17 protein-coding genes are annotated in these 18,536 nt (G+C 50.9%); 12 read left to right on the forward strand and 5 right to left on the reverse strand.

Annotation, left to right across the window (positions count from 1 at the left end):
* Window positions 1-12: 12 nt before the first annotated feature.
* From pdsR to Q1A69_RS08975, 3 genes are all read right to left on the reverse strand, one after another.
* Entirely contained in the window at window positions 13-702 is a 690-nt protein-coding gene (gene pdsR / locus Q1A69_RS08965) for a proteobacterial dedicated sortase system response regulator (RefSeq protein WP_299584219.1), read from the reverse strand.
* A 220-nt stretch (window positions 703-922) separates the two neighbouring features.
* Window positions 923-1,609, reverse strand: a complete 687-nt coding sequence (locus tag Q1A69_RS08970) for an OmpA family protein (protein WP_299584222.1) — start codon at window positions 1,607-1,609, stop codon at window positions 923-925.
* Window positions 1,610-1,765: 156 nt separating this feature from the next.
* A complete protein-coding gene (locus Q1A69_RS08975; protein ID WP_299584225.1) occupies window positions 1,766-1,903 on the reverse strand; it encodes a hypothetical protein in 138 nt (45 codons plus the stop codon).
* A 173-nt stretch (window positions 1,904-2,076) separates the two neighbouring features.
* Here Q1A69_RS08975 and murJ point away from each other — a divergent pair, with 173 nt between their 5' ends.
* From murJ to Q1A69_RS09035, 12 genes are all read left to right on the forward strand, one after another.
* Window positions 2,077-3,687, forward strand: coding sequence for a murein biosynthesis integral membrane protein MurJ (murJ, locus tag Q1A69_RS08980; protein ID WP_299584227.1), 1,611 nt, complete (start codon window positions 2,077-2,079; stop codon window positions 3,685-3,687).
* Window positions 3,688-3,799: 112 nt separating this feature from the next.
* Window positions 3,800-4,783, forward strand: coding sequence for a bifunctional riboflavin kinase/FAD synthetase (gene ribF, locus Q1A69_RS08985; protein ID WP_299584230.1), 984 nt, complete (start codon window positions 3,800-3,802; stop codon window positions 4,781-4,783).
* A gap of 49 nt (window positions 4,784-4,832) precedes the next feature.
* Window positions 4,833-7,637 carry an isoleucine--tRNA ligase gene (ileS, locus tag Q1A69_RS08990; protein ID WP_299584233.1) on the forward strand — a complete coding sequence of 935 codons (2,805 nt, stop codon included), beginning with the start codon at window positions 4,833-4,835 and terminating at the stop codon, window positions 7,635-7,637.
* Window positions 7,630-8,157, forward strand: a complete 528-nt coding sequence (gene lspA / locus Q1A69_RS08995) for a signal peptidase II (protein WP_299584235.1) — start codon at window positions 7,630-7,632, stop codon at window positions 8,155-8,157. The genes ileS and lspA overlap by 8 nt, the downstream gene beginning before the upstream one ends.
* Window positions 8,158-8,163: 6 nt before the next feature.
* Entirely contained in the window at window positions 8,164-8,604 is a 441-nt protein-coding gene (locus Q1A69_RS09000; RefSeq protein WP_299584238.1) for a peptidylprolyl isomerase, read from the forward strand.
* A 52-nt stretch (window positions 8,605-8,656) separates the two neighbouring features.
* Window positions 8,657-9,589 carry a 4-hydroxy-3-methylbut-2-enyl diphosphate reductase gene (ispH, locus tag Q1A69_RS09005; protein ID WP_299584240.1) on the forward strand — a complete coding sequence of 311 codons (933 nt, stop codon included), beginning with the start codon at window positions 8,657-8,659 and terminating at the stop codon, window positions 9,587-9,589.
* 356 nt (window positions 9,590-9,945) lie between these two features.
* A complete protein-coding gene (locus Q1A69_RS09010; RefSeq protein ID WP_299584244.1) occupies window positions 9,946-10,485 on the forward strand; it encodes a GspH/FimT family pseudopilin in 540 nt (179 codons plus the stop codon).
* Complete coding sequence (pilV, locus tag Q1A69_RS09015; protein ID WP_299584246.1) at window positions 10,478-11,002, forward strand: type IV pilus modification protein PilV; 525 nt, start codon at window positions 10,478-10,480, stop codon at window positions 11,000-11,002. The genes Q1A69_RS09010 and pilV overlap by 8 nt, the downstream gene beginning before the upstream one ends.
* Window positions 11,003-11,005: 3 nt before the next feature.
* Window positions 11,006-12,025 (forward strand): PilW family protein, encoded by a 1,020-nt coding sequence (locus Q1A69_RS09020; RefSeq protein WP_299584248.1) that lies wholly within the window; start codon window positions 11,006-11,008, stop codon window positions 12,023-12,025.
* Window positions 12,025-12,558 carry a PilX N-terminal domain-containing pilus assembly protein gene (locus Q1A69_RS09025; RefSeq protein ID WP_299584249.1) on the forward strand — a complete coding sequence of 178 codons (534 nt, stop codon included), beginning with the start codon at window positions 12,025-12,027 and terminating at the stop codon, window positions 12,556-12,558. The genes Q1A69_RS09020 and Q1A69_RS09025 overlap by 1 nt, the downstream gene beginning before the upstream one ends.
* A gap of 11 nt (window positions 12,559-12,569) precedes the next feature.
* Window positions 12,570-15,926, forward strand: coding sequence for a PilC/PilY family type IV pilus protein (locus Q1A69_RS09030; protein WP_299584251.1), 3,357 nt, complete (start codon window positions 12,570-12,572; stop codon window positions 15,924-15,926).
* A 70-nt stretch (window positions 15,927-15,996) separates the two neighbouring features.
* On the forward strand, window positions 15,997-16,449 hold the full coding sequence (locus Q1A69_RS09035) for a type IV pilin protein (RefSeq protein ID WP_299584254.1): 453 nt from the start codon (window positions 15,997-15,999) through the stop codon (window positions 16,447-16,449).
* Here the strand turns inward: Q1A69_RS09035 and Q1A69_RS09040 are convergent, their stop codons facing one another.
* Both Q1A69_RS09040 and Q1A69_RS09045 read right to left on the reverse strand, forming a co-directional pair.
* Window positions 16,450-17,025, reverse strand: a complete 576-nt coding sequence (locus tag Q1A69_RS09040; protein WP_299584257.1) for a GspH/FimT family pseudopilin — start codon at window positions 17,023-17,025, stop codon at window positions 16,450-16,452. It lies immediately after the preceding gene.
* An 88-nt stretch (window positions 17,026-17,113) separates the two neighbouring features.
* Window positions 17,114-18,520: a sigma-54 dependent transcriptional regulator gene (locus tag Q1A69_RS09045; RefSeq protein ID WP_299584260.1), complete on the reverse strand. Its 1,407-nt coding sequence runs from the start codon at window positions 18,518-18,520 to the stop codon at window positions 17,114-17,116.
* Window positions 18,521-18,536: the final 16 nt, after the last annotated feature.

The raw sequence follows: 18,536 nt of genomic DNA on the forward strand, positions 1-18,536 counted from the left end.
GCTGAGGAAAAATCACAGTTGCCAGCGGTAACCCATACCGTAGGCCGTACCGATGGCATTGAATTCGCTATCCAGGGATTGGAACTTGCGGCGGATGCGTTTGACGTGGGAAGTAATAGTATTGTCGTCCAAAACTACCCGCGCGGCCTCCATCAGCTGAGTGCGAGACTTGACGTGTCCGGGTCTTTTGGCCAGGGCGTGAACGATCCAAAATTCAGTCACAGTCAGGTCTACGGACTTTCCGTCCCAATGGCAGTGCAGTCTGGAGATATCCAGCTCCAGCTTGCCCTGGGCGAGGCACTCACCGGCGTCGTCCTGGTTGCGCAGTACGCTAACCCGGCGCAGCAGGGCATTGATACGCGCCTGCATGTGGGGCAGGGAGATATCCTTGGTGAGGTAGTCGTCGGCGCCGAGACGCAGACCGGAAATAATGTCCAGCTCGGAATCCCTCGCGGTGAGGAACAGGATTGGCAGGCTGGGGGCCATGGCACGCAATTCCCTGCACAATTCAAAACCACCCTCGATTTCACTGCCGAGACCGACGTCGATAACCGCGAGGTCCGGTAGGCGCTGGCGAAAGCCTTCCATCGCCTCAATCCTTGCACTGTAGAGGTCGACCCGATAGCCGCTGCGGCGCAATGCATCGCGATAATTCTCGGCGATCGCGCGCTCGTCTTCGACAATGGCAATGGTGGCACTCATGGCTGATTCCGGCTGCTTCCTTTGGTGGCGGAGAATCATGCACGAAATGGTAGTGTATTGGCAAAAAGGCGGGCACAGATGGCCCGCAAGCACAACAGGGTTTCTTTACCGGGGGAGAGTGGGTGTCGGATCGGTAATCCGCACATAGGCACATCAGCGATTTGAAGTCGCCTTGCGCCAGCCGAGAGGATTTGCAGTCCTCCCGGCCATTTTCTCGTGTTTAAAAGTGCCCGGCCATGGATTCCGGCAGGGAGAAGCGAATATTCACCCGGCGCTCCATCGCGTAGGCGTCAACATCTCCGCGGGGGGCCTGGGAGTATGTGGAGCCCATCGCGCGGCGGCTGATGCGGGAGCTGTCGATCCCCAGGGATACCAGCGCCTGTTCGACACTCAATGCGCGTTGGTCTGAAAGTACATTGTTGTAACCATCGCTGCCGCGCGGATCGGCGTGTCCTTCCAGGTGGATTTGCAGGTGTGGATGGCGCTTCAGGAAGTCCGCCATGGCGTCTAGCTGCTGCAGCTGGGTCGTTTGAAGTTCATCTTCTCCGGTGGTGAACAGCATCTGAAATTGCAGTGAATCCAGAGCCACTTGGCTGGCATCGTTCGCGGACAGCTGAGCCGCATCAAGTTGCTGTGCCAGGTTGCTGAGCTCTGCACGGCTCTCTGTCAGTTGTGTTGCCAGCATATCTGCCTCTTCTGCTTGCTTGACCTGCTCGCCGAGCCAGGCTCCACCGAGTGCGCCGGCGATAAACCCGACCGGACCACCCACAGCGGCACCGGCGATGGCGGCTGTGGTAAAGACCGTGGCCTGCTTGGCCTGGGTCAGACTTGATTCGTTGATCTCATTCGCCTGAGTACCAGAGGCGATCAGAGAAGTCAGGGCTGCAACCATCAATGCTTTTTTCATTGCTACTCTCCTTGGAGGCTTTGTTTTGCTCGTCGGGGCCGATGTGTTCGGCCCGTTTGAGTGTTATTTAAAGGCTCCAAGGCGGCACTGGTATGGCGCAGTGATGGCAAACTTCCGCGCAATTGTGGCGAAATGTGGCAACCGGTCGGGCGCCTGTTAAGTCAGGCGGCGGTAGTGCCGGTCGCGGGGTGACACTACACGGACACGGACTCGCTGGGGGCGGGGGCCGCGCATTATCGCGATGTAGAGCACTATCGCCAGTACCAGGGCAATAATCAAAGCGTTAATGGTCATCCTGTCATCTCCCCGCGCCACCGACTCCGTGGGACGCGTAACTAGCTCACAGCTAGTATAGGCTCGCGGACTCCAGGTCGTAGGGGGGCTGCTACTCGCCTCTCCATGGTTTCTGCGGAATTGCGGTAGACTTGCCGGCCAGCAGGTCTCGACCAAATCCAGGAGTCATAGCGTTGTCCCAGTCACCCCCTACCCAAGAACAACCCGCCGAGAAATCCGGTGCGCCCAGACTCTTGCGCGGCAGCTCGGTGGTGGGGGCTGCGACCATGTTGTCACGGGTGGCCGGCTTGGTCCGGGATATGGCTCTGGCCCGCTTTGCCGGGGCTGGAGACGCCGCCGATGCCTTTTTTGTTGCTTTCAAAATCCCCAATTTTTTCCGCCGCTTATTTGCCGAGGGCGCTTTCGCTCAGGCGTTTGTGCCAGTTCTGGCGGAATACCGCCAAAAGGGCGGTATTGCCGCAGCGCGGCAATTGAACGACCGGGTAGCGGGTGCACTCGGCGGTGTCCTGTTGCTGGTGACACTGTTTGGCGTAGTGTGCGCCCCGCTGGTGACCGGCATTTTTGCGTTTGGCTGGTGGTGGGACGGCAGTGAGCGGGAGAAGTTCGATCTCGCCGCGGGTATGTTACAAATTACCTTCCCCTACTTGATGTTGATCTCCCTGGCGGGGTTCACCGGAGCGATCCTCAACAGTTTTGATCGCTTTGCCATACCGGCGCTGACCCCAATCATGTTGAATCTGGTATTGATCGGGGCGGCAACTGTAGGTACAGCTTGGTTTGACCCTGAGATACTGGCCCTGGCCTGGGGGGTGCTTGTAGCCGGTGTAGTGCAGTTGCTGTTCCAGCTGCCTTTTCTCGCCCGCGAGGGCCTGCTGCCAAAGCCCAAATGGGACTGGAGCGACCCAGGTGTGCGCAAGATACTGCGGCTGATGGCGCCGGCGATTTTTGGGGTATCCGTTACCCAGATCAGCCTGGTACTGGATACGCTGCTGGCTTCATTTCTGCCCAGTGGCAGCGTCTCCTGGCTGTATTTTTCCGATCGTCTGACCGAGTTACCCCTGGGGGTCTTTGGGGTGGCGGTGGCCACGGTAATATTGCCGAGTCTGTCCCGCCAGCACAGCGATGGCGACCCGCGCCGCTTCCGTCACACCCTCGATTGGGCGCTGCGCAGCGTTACACTTGTCTCTCTGCCGGCGTCGGTGGCCCTAGTTGTGTTGGCGGAGCCTCTGCTGACCACACTCTTCCAGTACGGACAGATGCAGCCGCGGGACATGCAGATGGCCGCCTGGTCCCTGCGGGCCTACGCCCTGGGGTTGTTGGCTTTTATGCTGATCAAGGTACTCGCACCGGGTTATTTTGCGCGTCAGGATACTTATACGCCGGTGAAATTCGGGCTGATTGCGATTTCCGCCAAAATGGTATTGAGTCTGCTCTTTGTGATCCCCCTGAATTACTACCTGCAGCTCGGCCATATGGGGTTGGCACTGGCGACTGCCTGTCAGGCGGTGATCAATGCCTGGTTGCTGTACAAGGGGTTGCGTCGGGATGATGTGTTCGTGCCCGAGGCGGGCTGGGGACGCTACCTGCTGCGGCTGGCGGTAGCCAATTTAGCCATGATGGGCGTATTGGTGGGGGTTCTCCACTTTTGGGGTGACTGGGCTATTTGGAGCTGGTTTGAACGCGCCTGGCGTATGGGGGTGTTGGTGGTGGCAGGGGGCCTGACCTACCTCTCGGTCTTATTTGTAATGGGACTGCGACCGCGGCACTTCCGCGCGACTAGTTAATGTTGAATAGGCCTCGGATTGGCGTTTCTCGATTGCAGGCAGTAGCCTCTGTTCGCTCTGCGGGAATCCGCTATACTGTGCGGCTCGATTTTATGAGGATGGGAAGATCGTTTTGGCCCAGGAACGCGAACTAATTCGCGGGTTGCACAACCTGCGCCCCCGCCACCGGGGATGCGTGGCGACGATCGGCTCGTTCGATGGTGTCCACCTCGGTCACCAGGCGATTATTGCTCAGTTACAACAGCGCGCGTTGGAGCAGAGCCTGCCCTCGGTGGCCATTATTTTTGAGCCCCAGCCCCACGAATTTTTTTCTGCCGAGAAAGCACCCGCACGGCTGATGCGTTTCAAAGAAAAGGTATTGGCCCTTTTTAACGCGGGTGTGGAGCGGGTTTTGTGTCTGCAGTTTAACGAGACCCTGCGCGGCCTCAGTGCCGAGGCTTTTATCCAACGGATACTGCTCGATGGCCTGGGGATCCGCCATCTGGTGGTGGGCGATGATTTTCGCTTTGGCTGTGATCGCAGTGGAGATTTCGGCCTCCTTCGGGAGATCGGCGCTCAGAGTGGCTTTACCGTGGAAGATACGGCGACTCTTCAAGTGGGCGGTGCCAGGGTGAGCAGTACCCGTATCCGCGAGGCACTGCAGATCGGTGACTTTGATTTGGCCGAAGCTCTATTGGGCCGCCCCTACCAAATTACGGGCAGGGTTGCGCCGGGACGCGCCCTTGGCCGTCAACTGGGCGCACCCACCGCCAATGTGCGCCTGCACCGCTACCGCTCTCCGCTGGTGGGTGTTTATACGGTGCGCACCACCGCCACCGATGGTACTGAGATCGCGAAGGGGCGCCGGGAATTGGACGGCGTGGCCAATGTGGGATTTCGCCCAACCGTGGAAGGCGAGGGTGCGCGACCCCTTTTGGAGGTCAACCTGTTTGATTTTGATGGCAACTTGTATGGGCGCGAGCTCGCCGTGGAGTTTTGCCATCAATTGCGCAACGAGGAGAAGTTCGCCTCGCTGGATATTCTTAAGGCCCGCATCGCTGAGGATATCGATAATGCCCGGCGGTGGTTTGTGCAAAACCCCCGGCCACACCAATAGACTGAGACGACCTAATTTATTTTTCTACTAGAGCTGAAGTAGACACCCAATGACTGATTATAAAGCGACCCTGAATCTGCCTGAGACCGACTTCCCCATGCGTGGCAACTTGCCACAGCGTGAGCCGGCAATTCTAAAAAAATGGCAGGACAATAAGCTCTACGAAAAAATTCGCGAGGCGCGCGCTGGGCGCGAGCAGTTTATCCTGCACGACGGCCCTCCCTATGCGAATGGCGATATTCACATTGGTCACTCAGTTAATAAAATTCTCAAAGACATCATTATCAAGTCGAAAACCCTGAGCGGTTTCGATGCCCCCTATGTGCCCGGTTGGGATTGCCACGGTCTACCTATTGAACATCGAGTAGAGAAAAAAATCGGCAAAGCCGGCACTAAGGTGGACCACAAAACCTTCCGCCAGAAGTGCCGGGAATATGCCGCTAAGCAGGTGGAAGGGCAGAAGAAAGACTTTGTCCGCCTGGGGGTTTTTGGTGAGTGGGATAATCCCTATCGCACTATGGATTATCAGTTCGAGGGTGACATTATTCGCGCCCTCGGCAGTGTAGTGAAAAACGGCCACCTGGCGCGCGGGTTCAAGCCGGTGTACTGGAGTGTGGTGGGCGGCTCCGCCCTGGCGGAAGCGGAAGTGGAATACCAGGACAAGGTGTCCTACTCCATCGACGTCTGCTACCCAGCGAGTGAAGAGGCGGACCTGGCGATTGCAGATGCGGCCGGTGGGCACGCCGGTGAGGGTCCGCTGTCGGTTGTGATCTGGACCACAACGCCCTGGACCCTGCCTTCGAGCCAGGCGGTTTCAGTCAATGCTGATCTGGAATATGTGGTTGTGCAGGCGGGCAATCGCCGCCTTCTGGTCGCGGAGGCGCTCAAGGAGGCAGTATTGGCGCGTGCGGGTTTTGCTGGGGAAGTAGTGGGCCGTATTCGCGGCGCCGCCCTGGAACACTTAAAGGTGCATCATCCTTTCTACGACAAGATGCTGCCCATTGTCCTCGGCGATCATGTCACCACCGATGCCGGTACCGGCTGTGTCCATACTGCGCCCGACCACGGCCCCGACGACTTCCAAGTCGGCAAGCGTTACGGTATCGAAACCCTCAACTACATTGATAACAACGGTGTTTATCGCGACAGCGTGCCGCTGTTTGCCGGCGAACACGTGTACAAAGTGGACGACAAGATTGTCGCGCTGCTTGAGGAGCGCGGCGTACTGCTACACAAGGGCAAGCTGGAGCACAGCTACCCCCACTGCTGGCGGACCAAGACGCCATTGATCTACCGCGCGACTCCGCAGTGGTTTATCAGCATGCAACAAAATGACCTGCTGGAGCAGGCGCAGAAAGCCGCCGATAACGTGTTGTGGATTCCCGGCTGGGGCAAGGCCCGTATCGACTCGATGCTCAATGGCAGCCCGGACTGGTGTATCTCCCGCCAGCGTACTTGGGGCGTGCCCATCGCTCTATTTATGCATAAGGAAACCCACGAACTGCACCCAGATACACCGGCGCTGATGGATAAAGTGGCCGCTATGGTCGACGAGAAAGGTATGGACGTCTGGTTTGACCTGGACGCCCGCGAACTACTCGGGGATGAGGCCGAACAGTACGAAAAAGTTACCGATACCCTCGATGTCTGGTTCGATTCCGGTGTGACTCATTACGCTGTACTGGAGCGCCGCAAAGGGTTGCGCTTCCCCGCAGATTTATATTTGGAGGGTTCCGATCAGCACCGCGGCTGGTTCCAGTCCTCCCTAAAAACCTCCATCGCCATCAATCATTGCGCGCCCTATAAGCAGGTGCTGACCCACGGCTTCACCGTGGATGCCCAGGGCCGTAAGATGTCAAAGTCCATCGGTAATACCGTGGCGCCCCTGGACGTGATCAACAAGCTGGGCGCGGATGTGCTGCGCCTGTGGGTGTCAGCCACCGATTTTAGCGGTGAAATGGCGGTCTCCGATGAGATCCTCAAGCGCACCGCGGATTCCTATCGCCGCTTGCGCAATACGGCACGCTTCTTCTTGTCCAATCTGGCCGGTTTTGATCCTGAGCAAGACCTCTTGCCAGAGAATGAATTACTGGCGCTGGATCGTTGGGCGCTGGATAAGGCGGCGCGTTTGCAAGACGAGATTCTGGCCGCCTACGACAGCTATCAATTTCACCAGATTTACCAGAAGCTGCATAACTTCTGCGTAGTGGAAATGGGTGGCTTCTATCTGGACATCATCAAAGACCGCCAGTACACCACCAAGGATGACAGCGTCGCGCGCCGCTCGGCGCAGAGTGCGCTCTACCATATTGTGCAGGCGTTTGTGCGCTGGATAGCGCCGATCCTGAGCTTTACGGCCGAGGAACTGTGGCAATTTATTCCGGGTAACAACGCCGATAGTGTTTTTATTGCCGAGTGGTATCCACTGCCCAGGCTACCCGTAGAATCCGTCAAGGGTGCTGAGTATTGGGCCGTGATCGCTGAGGTGAAAACCGCAGTGAACAAGGTTCTGGAGGAACAGCGCGCAGCCGGTGTGATCGGTGGATCCCTGCAGGCGGCGGTAACCCTTTACGCCAATGATGATCTGCGAGAGAAATTACTGGAGTTGGAGAATGAGTTGCGTTTTGTACTGATTTGCTCTTCGACCTCTGTACAACCTTTAAGTGATGCGGCTGGTGCCGAAAGCACCGAGTTGGAAGGATTAAAAATTAGTGTGAGCAAGGTGGATCATCCCAAGTGCGCCCGCTGTTGGCACTACCGCGCCGATGTGGGAGAAAACAATGATTACCCGGATATTTGCGGCCGCTGCGTCGAGAATGTGACCGGTGCAGGCGAGGTGAGGCACTATGCCTAAGTCCAATCTGTTACTCGGCCACCCCTGGCGCTGGTACTGGCTGGCTCTAGTGGTTGTGGCCCTGGATGTCGCCACTAAAGTGTGGGCCGTGGACGAGTTTATGCGTGGCCCGGCGATGCAAATTATTCCGGGGTTTCTCCAGTTCACCTATGCGGAAAATTACGGCGCCGCTTTTAGCTTTCTGGCCGATGCCGGTGGCTGGCAGCGTTGGTTTTTCGGTGTGATCGCCCTGGGCTTTAGTATTGTCGTCACCATTTGGTTGTGGCGTTTGCCGTCGTTGAAGCGTTGGGAGCCTTGTGCTCTGGCCCTGATCCTGGGTGGTGCCCTCGGCAACCTGTGGGATCGTATCCTGCTGGGCTATGTACGGGATTTTATTTCCGTGTACTACGGTAGCTGGCACTTCCCAGTATTTAATGTGGCGGACATGGGTATCAGTATCGGCGCGGCCATGCTGGTTATAGAGTTGCTTTTTTTTGCGGAAAAAGACGGCGACAAGACAAAAAATAACGCGGAAGTTTAACGAATTATGAGTAATGGCGTTATCGGCGAGCACAGTCGCGTAACCTTGCACTTCAGCCTGAAGATGGATGATGGTACCGAAGTGGACTCCACCTTCAAAGGTGATCCCGCCTCGTTTAGTGTGGGTGATGGCAGTCTTTTACCGGGTTTTGAGAAAGCCCTGTTTGGCCTCAAGGCTGGCGACGAGGCGGAAATTGAAATTCCCCCTGAACTCGGTTTTGGCCAGCGCAATCCTTCTAATATGCAGAAAGTTCGCCGCGACAGCTTCTCTCCGGATATTGAATTGGAGCCGGGCTTGGTCGTGTCCTTCGACAATGGCGGCGGTGAGCTGCCCGGAGTGATCCGCGAGATTGAGGACGACCAAGTGACTGTCGACTTTAATCACCCTCTGGCGGGTCAGACATTGAGCTTCCACGTAAAAATTATCGCGGTGGATTCGATTCAATAGAATCGGCGTTTTCACACATTGAGCAGATAACCGAGAGAGTGTTGAAGTAAAGATGCAAATCCGACTGGCTAATCCCCGCGGCTTCTGTGCCGGTGTCGATCGCGCGATCGATATCGTCAACCGCGCCCTGGATGTCTTTGGCGCACCGATCTATGTGCGCCACGAGGTGGTGCACAATAAGTTTGTGGTGGAGAGCCTGCGCGAACGCGGCGCTGTGTTCGTGGATGAGCTGGAGGAGGTGCCCGATGACGTTATCGTTATTTTCAGTGCACACGGCGTTTCCAAGGCCGTACAGCGGCAAGCGGAAGATCGCCATCTGCGTGTGTTTGACGCCACCTGTCCTCTGGTTACCAAGGTGCATATCGAGGTTAGCAAGTTCAGCAGTGATGGCGCCGAGTGCATATTGATTGGCCACGCCGGGCACCCGGAGGTGGAGGGTACTATGGGCCAGTATGACGGCTCCGCCGGCGGCGCTATCTATCTGGTCGAGGACGAAGACGATGTGGCCAGGCTGCAGGTGAAAGACGTGAACAATCTCGCCTATGTCACCCAGACCACGCTCTCGATGGACGATACCGCGCGTGTGATCGACGCGCTGCGCCAGCGCTTCCCCAATATCCGCGGTCCACGCAAGGACGATATCTGCTACGCCACCCAAAACCGCCAGGATGCAGTTCGCCAGCTCGCCCTGGAGAGTGACTTGGTACTGGTGGTGGGCAGCCCCAACAGCTCCAACTCCAATCGTCTACGCGAATTGGCCGAGCGCTGTGGCGCCGATGCCAAATTGATCGACGGCGCCAGAGATATCGATGCCGGCTGGCTCACCGGTAAAAGCTCCATCGGCATCACCGCCGGCGCCTCGGCACCGGAAGTGCTGGTACAGGAAGTGATTACCAAGCTGCAACAGCTTGGTGCCAGCTTGCCGAAGGAGATGGATGGTCGAGAGGAAAATATCCGTTTTTCTCTGCCTAAGGAGTTGCGCTAAGGCGCCGCTCCTTCTTGTTACTGTTTTTTGATCTCAACCCTCTCCCTCACTTTCTCTTTAGTTTTACTCCCGCCCATCGCCTCTGTGTAACCGCTTGTCAGTAGTGGCCTCAAACATCGACATCTTCACTTTTAATGGCGTCATTAACTGGTATATATACGATATATATAGAAATGTAAGTTAAAGCGAAGACCTGTTTAACCGGTGCGCGTCTTTTAGTCGGAGTACCTTAGAATCGACACCAAATTTCAAAGCATGTCAAATACAAGACAGTTTAATTGTACGTTGCATTGATATGTGGGTATGGGTTTAGGGTCTGACAGTTTTATAGTTTTCTAAATTTTGAGTAAAGCGGTATGAATAAGCTTGGACGTACTAACGGGTTTACTTTAATTGAGTTGATGGTGGTAATCACTGTGCTGGGGATTGTAACTGCGCTAGCAGTTCCATCTTTTAGCACATTAATAGAAAACAATCGTATGTCAACTATGACTAATGATTTGAATAGTACTTTACAGTTTGCGCGATCTGAAGCCGTGCGCCGTAAAGGAGACGTTCGAGTGAGCGCCGTCGATGGTGATATTGGTAAGGGGCTCCGAGTATGGATTGATGATGGTAGCGGAGATTTTGGCGATGACGATATTGAACTGCGTGTTTTGAGTGTCAATCTTGGTGGTCTTGATCTGTCAGTAACAGTGGACGATGCCTCAAAATCAAATATCGACTTTTCTTTTAATGCTCGGGGGGAGAGAAGCCTGGATGGAACCTTGGTGTTAGGGCTATGTGATAGTCGACAGGGGGATTATGGGCGTAAGTTGGAGTTACTGGCCTCTGGGGCTCTTAGGTTAACAAAAAACATTACCTGCAATAGTGGTGGAGGAATACCTAGTGTTTGATCAGCGTGGAGCAACCCTAATAGAAATTTTAGTTTCTATTCTGGTTTTGGCAATTGGATTACTAGGTTTGGCGGCCACACAAATGATGAGTCTGAAGAATGGTAATGGTTCGCACCATCGCTATATGGCAGCGCTTGCCGCACAGGAAATTATTGAGCGAATGAGAGCCAATCCAGTTGGTTTTAAGTCAGGAGACTATGATGGTAATCATGGATTGAGTGTAGATCTTGCTGGAGAAGACGATGATATTTCCGGGGGAGCGCCGTCCACAGATAATAATAGTTTAACTCCAGATTGCAGTAGCAAATGTACACCTTCAGAGCTATCAGACCTTGATATTTATGAGTGGGAAAACTTACTTTCAAGTAATTTTCCTTCCGCTACAGGGAGTATCAAGAGTGATGCTGGAGAGGTTAAAGTTACGATTACTTGGAAAGAACAGCATACTGGGAAGAGTTATGGTGGTAGTTCTGGAAATCTGGATGACGCTACCTTTGAGATGAGCGTGGAGTTATAGATTATGATTTATTTATCTTTACAGCGCGGCCTTTCATTAATTGAGTTGATGATTGGTATTCTATTAAGTTCTCTTTTGTTACTTGGTGTGCTGCAAATATTTCAAAGTAATAATGACACCTTGAAGATGCAGAATGGATTCGCCAGGGTGCAGGAGAGCGGGCGTTTTGCGGTAGATATGTTTGGTAGAGAAGTTCGACAAGCCGGTTTTTGGGGCTGTGCAGAAAAGGATGATATAGGAAAGCTGCTAAAAACTGATGATGAATTTCTTAAGAATATAGGTTCTAACGGTATTCTTGGGGTGGAGAGTGCCTCCAGCACAAAAAAAGTCGGGGAAAAGGAAGTGGCACTTGGTACCGATGTGCTCATTCTCAGTGGCGCAGAAGATGCCTGTGGAGGCAAAGGGAAAATGCTGAATGGCGTGAGTGATAGTGATGTAATTGTGACAGAAAATTGTCCCATTGAAGCTGGTGATATTGTGCTGGTGTCGAATTGTCTGTCTGGGAGCGCCTTTACGGTAACCGGGATTACTGTTGATGGAACGTCTAAAAATAAAAAACTGAAGTATGAAAAAGGTAAAATTGCTGAAGGCTGGATTGAGAATGAAAGTGATACTTTTGGTCTGGATAAAAAATATGGTGCGGATTCAAAAATATTGACGCCCTACCAAAGAACGTTTTTCATTTCCGAAGGGGCACCGGGTAGTAAATCTTTATTCGTCCAGGAGCATGAAGGTAAGCCTCAGGAGCTTGTTCCTGGAGTGGAAGACATGCAGGTATCTTATGGTTTGGATACTACAGACAGTGGAATAGTTGATAAATGGCAAATAGCTGGCGCTGATGATGTCATGGCTAAGGTGGTTGCAGTAAAAATAGAGCTCGTAATCTCGAGTGATAGTGATTCTGGTGCAAATAGCCAAACTATCACGCGCTTGGATGGCACATCCTATGAGCCGGATGCAGATGGTAAATTGAGAAAGTTATATGTAGCCACTATTAAGGTGCGCAATAGGGGGAGTATGTAATGAGATGTTTGAAAAAGGAGCAGGGTGCCGTATTGATGGTTAGCCTGATTATTCTTTTGGTTTTAACTCTCATAGGTATTTCAGGTGCCCGTAGTGTTTTGATGAGTGAACGTATGACCTCTGCTTCGAGGGACGCTAAGGTTGCTTTGGAAGTGGCAGAATCTATGGCCAGGCTTGGAGAAAAAGAAATAGAAGGCCTGGTTAAAATTAGTAATTTTGGTTCGGTAAATTGGCAGCATAATGAAGGGGAGGGACCTGAGGATATTTTTTCTGAGGACACCTGGAAAGATACTAATTCAACTTCTAAGCAAGTCTCCATGCTGGATCCTGCAGGCAATAAAATATCTGGGCGTATGTATATCGAACGTTTTGGCTTGGCGGCAGGTGAATCTAATGTTGATGACGTGGATTTGAGTTCAGGGAGTACAGGGGGGGATGATACGACGGTCTACGTGTTTAAAATTGTGAGTCGTGGTGTCAGTGTTAGTGGTACGGAGAGAATTATTGTGACTCTGTATGGTAAGGAATTCTAAGGGGCGGTGTTATGAAATTAAAAAAACAATATAAGAAGAAAGTTATTTTACGTTCATTGAATATTGCTTTGTTGCTACTGATATCCTCTGAGCTTTCTGCTGCGCCAGGTAATTTATCGGATGTGCCACTCTATTCGCGCGGTTCCGCTGAGCCAAATATTATGTTTGTCTTGGATTCATCTAGGTCTATGCAAGGAATAGTTTATCCACCTTCAGAATATGATGGAGATGCCACAGATAGGCCTAGCTGCTCAAATCCAGTTAATAATAGAAATGTCATGGTTAATTTTGCTGTGCGTCTTTCGGATGGGTACACTGAGTTTAGATTGAGTGATAGCGGTAGCGAGTGGAAAGTTTGGAATACTAGTGGTAATTGTTTTCATGATAATAAAAAATATAATGCCAGGTTGTATGCGTCAGGTTATTACTACGACAACAATAATTCCCCAGAACACTATAGGACATTGGATTCTGATAGTAATTCCGGTTATTACAGAAAAAAGGTGTCTGGAAGATTTCTAAATTGGTTTTTTTCCGAAAAGAATGCTTCGGGAAGTTATGTTGCTGATAAGTTTGTTGATGAAGAAAATAACCCAATGCGCTCTAAGGTGGACTTGCGCAAAACAGATATAATGAAAACTGCAGCAAAGGATCTGGTTTCTCAGCTGGAGGATGTGCGAATAGGCCTTATGCAGTTTAATGGGAATGAAGGCGGGAAAATGTTACAGGGCTTAACGAGCCTTACGAATGATAACCTGACTACTATTCTTGATGCGGTTGATGAAGTTGGTGCAAGTGGGAATACTCCATTGGCCGAATCATTTGCTGGCGTTGGCCGTTACTTTATTACTGGATATGAAAACCAGAACCTTATTTATAAAGATGGTGATGGAAATAATAAGTCCGAATCGGGCTCGAAAATTTTTTCAGGCGAGTCAAGTGGCGGCAATGAATCTACCATTTTAGACTGGGGAAAGGTTAGTAAACCAGGTGATACTGTAGCTAGTAGTGCTATTCAATATTATTGCCAAAAAAGCTTTATGGTGGCACTTACTGATGGCGAGCCGACTCAGGATGATAAGGTAAGCAATATTTTAGTGGATTATGATGAAAATTGTGATTCTAATCCCGGTGAGTGTACTGATGATGAGCAGATGGATGATGTGATTAAGGCACTCTATGATATTGATTTGCGTCCAGATTTTATAAATCCAGATAATACTCCAGCTATTAATAACATAACCAGCTACCTAATTGGCTTTGCAAACCAGGGATTGTCTGACACTGATGTAATGAAAAACGCTGGCCACCTTGGTGGGGGCGGTGTTTACTCTGCAGATAATGCATCACAGTTGCAGCTTACCTTTAATAAAATTTTTAAAGAAGTTCAGGCTATTACCGGTAGTTCAAGTTCGGTTGCTTTTAACTCAACCGTGTTGGACAGTGGCTCGGCAATTTTCGCGGCTGAGTTTCATAGTGGAAAATGGAACGGAAATTTATCAGCCTGGTCGTTAGACTCTTCAGGAAAACTTGCCCCCTCTCCTACCTGGCAGGCAGCTTCAATCCTTGATGGTGTTGCAGATGTTGATACCAGAGTAATGCTGACTTATAAGGATAATAAGGGAGTCCCTTTTACTGCTGCGGAGGTGGGAACAACGGATTCTGATCATACCAAGGATCTTACATTTTATAGTTATATAACAAATGCCGTAGATGATGGGAGAGTATCGGATCGAATTGATTTTTTACGTGGCGATCGCTCTAATGAGGGCGATGAGGAAGGTGAGTTTCGGGAGCGTGAAAGTCGTTTAGGGGATATAGTGAATTCCACACCGGCTTACGTGGGTGCACCGAATGCCGGCTGGGCTGATGCATCTTTCTCCGAAAGTGAATCTTATGCCGCATTTCAGGTTGAAAAGAAAAATCGAACTCCAGTAGTCTATGTCGGTGCTAATGATGGATTTCTGCATGGCTTTAATGCCAATATGGATACGACGAACTCACCCAGTGCGGGAAGGGAGTTGATAGCCTATTCACCATCTATCCTGCTTAGTGAAGTCTACGACGAGGGATTGCATCCTCTAAGCTCTCAATACTACGATCATAAATTTTATGTTGATGGTACGCCAACGGTTTCTGATGCTTATATTGATGGAAGTTGGAAAACTGTTTTGGTTGGGGGGTTAAACGCAGGAGGAAAGGGTTATTATGCCCTGAATATTACAGACCCTGAAACCTTTAGTGAAGAAAATGCCGAAAGCATTGTGATGTGGGAATTCTCAGATAAAGACAATGAAAATCAGGGCTATAGTTTTAGTCGACCACAAATAGGACGTATGGCTAATAATGAATGGGCAGCGATTTTTGGTAATGGCTATAACAGTAAGACTGGTGACGCGGGTATATTTATTGTTTATCTAGATGGTTCCGATGCTTCAACCAGTAAGTATACTTATTTGTCAACGGGGAAAGGAAGTGCTTCCAATCAGAATGGTATGTCTACCCCAGCAATCATTGACTCTGATTTGGATGGTATTATTGATAGGATCTATGCAGGGGATCTCCAGGGTAATATGTGGGCTTTTGATGTCTCTAATACTAATTCGAGCATGTGGTCGGTAGAAAAGAATAGTACAACAGGTTTCGCTGAACCTTTATTTACTGCTGCCGGGGAGGCAATAACTGCGCCACCCTTGGTTGTTCGAAATATAAAAGATAATGAATCTCCAGGCTTGTTGGTTTCTTTCGGTACTGGTCAGTATCTGGTTGATACAGATACGGCGGATACAGATGAGGGTGGTTTTTATGCGGTGTCGGATAATGGAACCTATGGTTTAGTAAAAGAAAATCTTGAAAAGCGATCATTAGTCAGGAAAACGCTTTCAGATGGCTCCCTTCGTCGCAAAATTGATGATGAGTCTGCCGAGGTAGATTGGACCACCAAGTTCGGTTGGTATATTCCACTACAGGAAGGCGATAATGTTAATGGAGGGGAGCGAGTCATTACTCGGCCATCCGTTCAGGGCCATGTTCTTTTCTTCAATACAATGATTCCCAGTGGGCAGGTGTGTTCAGCAGGTGGTAGTGGTTGGTTGATGTCTGTTGATATCTGGAGTGGAGTAGCTCCCGAGAAAGAAGTTTTTGATGGCGACGGCAGCGGCACAATTGATAGTAACGACTATGGTTATGTAGGAGAGTATATGGCCAGTAGTAGTCCCAATGAGTCCGGGTTTATAGATAATTCCAAAACTGGTAATAAGAGCCAATTAACAGGAAACAGTGCCGGAGGAGTTGATCAGCGAGAAGTGAAAACTTATGGTGGGGGCCGAATTGGACGCTTATCCTGGGAAGAAATAACGCCCTTTTAACTTTGTTAGATTCTATTTCTGCCCAGCTTCGCTGGGCAGTTGCCTATAAATTTTTTTGTACCTTGAATATATGAAAAAACAAATCGGTTTTACTCTTATTGAATTGATGATTGCTGTCGCAATTGTCGGTATCCTAGCCGGAATCGCCTGGCCTGCTTATCAAGAAAATGTGCGGACTGCCAGCAGGGCAGATGCACAAGGGGCCCTGATGGGGCTTGCCCAGGCAATGGAGAAACATTTTACTGAATATGGCACCTATAAAGGTGCGGCATCAGGAGGGGGAGATACCGGTATACCAGATATTTTCCCTTCATCTTCTCCGCTGGATGGGGGAGCAAAAAAATATAACCTTAGGATTACCGCTGCAACTCAGGCTACCTATACTCTTAGAGCTACGCCTATTAATAGTCAGATCGGAAATGGCATAGTCGAGCTTCGCTCAAGTGGGACTCGTGGGTGGGATCGCGATAATGATAGTAGCATCGATGACCCGAAAGATATGTGCTGGAATAAAAGTTGTTGATTAGCTGGATTGGTGTTTTGGGCAAACTAGATCTTCCCCACTTCCATTTTCTACAATTCCATTGCCATTTTTGTCTTTTGCATAATAGGGGCGTCCAATAGCATTAAGAATTATTATCCAGCCATATTTTGCCTCGCCTGTCGCGGGGCAATAGGAAAAATTGCCACTTTGGGATGGGGTTTTCCCATCTGGCTTAAATGTAATAGAGCCCTTATTGTTAAATGCCATCCAGCTAAGAGAGGCATTACTCTTTAAGCTTTCTAGTTTTCGCTCAATTCTTTCACCAGAATCTAACTCACCATCTTTATCCATATCTGCGAATAATAGGGCACCTCTAGACCAGTTGTCGGCACAAACGTCATTCTGCCCTTGTGGGCACAAAGTGTAATGAAGGTTTTCATTATACGCTTTAGTACGCATCAACATTAGCAGTCCAAACAATTCTTGTTGCTTCACTTTACTTTGATAACGCTTTATAAAATCAATAAAAGAGGGGAGCGCTAGTGTGATAACAAGCGCCAGTATAGTGATGCTGATCAGTAACTCTATGAGGGTAAATCCCGTTACTCTCTTCACGGTGCAAACTCCTCGGTTGTGAGTTTGCACTAGCATACTGCTACCCTTCTAAAAGCCAATCACAGGCGATTACGGTACGATCGTTTTATTAGGTCTCCAGCCCCAATTTTTTCAATCGGTAACGCAGAGAACGAAAGCTAATCCCCAGTTTTTGAGCCGCAGCGGTGCGGTTCCAGCGGGTTTTGGTGAGGGCGTTTTCTATTGCCTCTTTTTCTATATCCTGTAGAAACGCATCCAGGGAGTTGTACTGACTGGGATCAAAGCGGTTGGTATTTTCTAGCTGTTTTTGTGATAAGGGCTCCGTTATTGCCGTGGTGGCTAAAGCCTGTCTATCCTGCTGTTGTTCATCTCTTTCCAGCAAAAGGTCTTCACAACAAATTTCCTGTTGATCGCACAGAGTGAAAGCGCGCTCCAGGATATTTTCTAGTTGACGCACATTACCGGGGAAAGGATAGTTTTGCAGAGCTGCCTGGGCATCTGTGGATATTTTGGGTGGTGTGACGCCTGAGTTATTAGCTATGCGTTGCATAATCGCATTGATCAGTAGGGGGATGTCTTCGCTGCGCTCGCGCAGGGGCGGCGTTGAGATTTCGATGACATTGATGCGGTAGTAGAGGTCGCTGCGAAAGCGGCCTTCATTGACTTCCTTGGCCAGATCTTTGTGCGTTGCACTAAGAATACGCACATCAATGGGTATCTCCTGGCTTGCGCCGATAGGCCGAATTCGTTTTTCTTGTATGGCACGTAAGAGTTTTACCTGCATATCGAGAGGCAGGTCGGCCACTTCGTCGAGAAACAGGGTGCCGCCCTGGGCACTTTGTAGTAAGCCGGCTTGATCTTTGTGTGCGCCGGTAAAACTGCCTTTTTTGTGCCCGAAAAATTCACTTTCCATGAGCTCTGCGGGGATGGCACCACAATTGATGGGCACAAAAGGTTTATCTGCACGAGCCCCCTGGCTGTGGATAGCGCGAGCGGCCAGCTCCTTGCCGGAACCCGATTCACCACTGATATAGACCGGGGCATCACTGCGTGCGACCTTGCGGATTTGTTCGCGCAGCTTGTGCATATTATGTGCTTCGCCCAAAAGCAGCTGCTCAGAGTTTTTTCTCTGTTGGGGATCGCGGTCACGGTTTAGGCGCAGGGCTAGCTGGGCGAGGTTGCGCAGCCGCTCCAGGTCTACGGGCTTGCTAACAAAATCGAAGGCGCCGAGTTTCAAGGCTTTAATGGCGGTATCCATATTGCCGTGGGCGGTGATTACCGCGACGGGTAGATCCCGGTGGATACCGCTACCGATATGCTCCACCAACTGCAGACCATCGCCATCGGGGAGGCGTAAGTCTGTGAGGCAGAAATCATAGCGATTTTCTGTGAGCAGGCGCTTCGCCTCTGCGAGGTTGGCGGCGGTGTGGCAGTCCACATCCATGCGCTGCAGAGTGAGAGTGATTAGTTTGCAGATATCTGGTTCGTCGTCGACAACCAGGGCCAGAGGTAGCATCAATTCTCTGTCTTTT

The organism is uncultured Microbulbifer sp. (assembly GCF_947498635.1).
GTDB classification, from domain to species: Bacteria; Pseudomonadota; Gammaproteobacteria; order Pseudomonadales; family Cellvibrionaceae; genus Microbulbifer; species Microbulbifer echini.

Coding starts and splice junctions, on each gene's coding strand:
- pdsR (WP_299584219.1), bottom strand. CDS start 702: ATGAGTGCCACCATTGCCATTGTCGAAGACGAGCGCGCGATCGCCGAG.
- Q1A69_RS08970 (WP_299584222.1), bottom strand. CDS start 1,609: ATGAAAAAAGCATTGATGGTTGCAGCCCTGACTTCTCTGATCGCCTCT.
- Q1A69_RS08975 (WP_299584225.1), bottom strand. CDS start 1,903: ATGACCATTAACGCTTTGATTATTGCCCTGGTACTGGCGATAGTGCTC.
- ileS (WP_299584233.1), top strand. CDS start 4,833: ATGACTGATTATAAAGCGACCCTGAATCTGCCTGAGACCGACTTCCCC.
- lspA (WP_299584235.1), top strand. CDS start 7,630: ATGCCTAAGTCCAATCTGTTACTCGGCCACCCCTGGCGCTGGTACTGG.
- Q1A69_RS09000 (WP_299584238.1), top strand. CDS start 8,164: ATGAGTAATGGCGTTATCGGCGAGCACAGTCGCGTAACCTTGCACTTC.
- ispH (WP_299584240.1), top strand. CDS start 8,657: ATGCAAATCCGACTGGCTAATCCCCGCGGCTTCTGTGCCGGTGTCGAT.
- Q1A69_RS09010 (WP_299584244.1), top strand. CDS start 9,946: ATGAATAAGCTTGGACGTACTAACGGGTTTACTTTAATTGAGTTGATG.
- Q1A69_RS09020 (WP_299584248.1), top strand. CDS start 11,006: ATGATTTATTTATCTTTACAGCGCGGCCTTTCATTAATTGAGTTGATG.
- Q1A69_RS09025 (WP_299584249.1), top strand. CDS start 12,025: ATGAGATGTTTGAAAAAGGAGCAGGGTGCCGTATTGATGGTTAGCCTG.
- Q1A69_RS09030 (WP_299584251.1), top strand. CDS start 12,570: ATGAAATTAAAAAAACAATATAAGAAGAAAGTTATTTTACGTTCATTG.
- Q1A69_RS09035 (WP_299584254.1), top strand. CDS start 15,997: ATGAAAAAACAAATCGGTTTTACTCTTATTGAATTGATGATTGCTGTC.
- Q1A69_RS09045 (WP_299584260.1), bottom strand. CDS start 18,520: ATGCTACCTCTGGCCCTGGTTGTCGACGACGAACCAGATATCTGCAAA.